Source organism: Streptomyces sp. RP5T (assembly GCF_003933965.1).
In the GTDB taxonomy this organism is placed as follows: Bacteria; Actinomycetota; Actinomycetes; order Streptomycetales; family Streptomycetaceae; genus Streptomyces.
Genome location: NZ_RSAJ01001182.1, coordinates 1 through 898, shown reverse-complemented (window position 1 = coordinate 898; position 898 = coordinate 1). Strand labels below are relative to the sequence as shown.

Annotated in this window: 2 protein-coding genes; both read left to right on the top strand. The window is 71.6% G+C overall.

All coding sequences use genetic code 11. The features are described 5' to 3' along the window. Positions 1-791 (top strand): lipid-transfer protein (locus EHS43_RS45260; protein WP_125196126.1); only part of this gene is annotated, 791 nt, incomplete at its 5' end. Between the two features lies 1 nt (position 792). Further along, the coding region (locus EHS43_RS45255; RefSeq protein ID WP_221740832.1) for a zinc ribbon domain-containing protein at positions 793-898 on the top strand (106 nt) is incomplete at its 3' end.

Below are 898 nucleotides of genomic sequence, written 5' to 3'. Positions count from 1 at the left end.
ACACCACCGTCCAACTCCCCACCCCGGCCCAGTGGACGAGACCCTTCGGCCTGCTCCGGCCCGCCGACGAGATCGCCATGCTCACCCGCCGCTACATGCACGAGTACGGCGCGACCCGCGACCACCTCTTCAACGTCGCCCTCGCCTGCCGCAACCGCGCCAACCAGAACCCGGCCGCGATCATGTACGACCGCCCCCTGACCCGCGAGATGTACATGACCTCCCGCTGGATCAGCGAGCCGCTGTGCCTCTTCGACAACTGCCTGGAGACCGACGGGGCGCTGGCGTGCGTGCTGGTCGGCCGGGAGCGCGCCCGGGACTGCCCGAACACCCCCGTCTACGTCCACTCCGCCGCCCAGGGCCTGCCCGCCCAGCACCACGGCATGGTCAACTACTGGAACGACGACCCGCTCACCGGGCCCGCCTGGACGGCCGCCCGACACCTGTGGAAACACGCCGACTTCACCCCGCAGGACGTCGACGTGGCTCAGATCTACGACGCGTTCACCTCCCTGGTCCCGCTCTCGCTGGAGGGGTACGGCTTCTGCGGCCGCGGAGAGGGCGGCGCCTTCACCGAGGGCGGCGCCCTGGAGATCGGCGGACGGCTGCCGATCAACACCGGGGGCGGCGGCCTGTCCGAGGCGTACGTGCACGGCTTCAACCTCATCGACGAGGGCGTGCGGCAGCTGCGCGGCACCAGCACCGCGCAGGTTCCGGACGCCGCGACCTGCCTCGTGACCGCCGGCGAGGGCGTCCCCACCTCCGCCCTGCTGCTGACCAACAGGAGCTGACATGCTCGAACCGGTGAAGGACGCCACCAGCGCCCCCTTCTGGCAGTACGCCGCCCGGGGCGAACTCCGCGTCCAGGCCTGCGCCGACTGCGGCGAGGTCCGCTTCC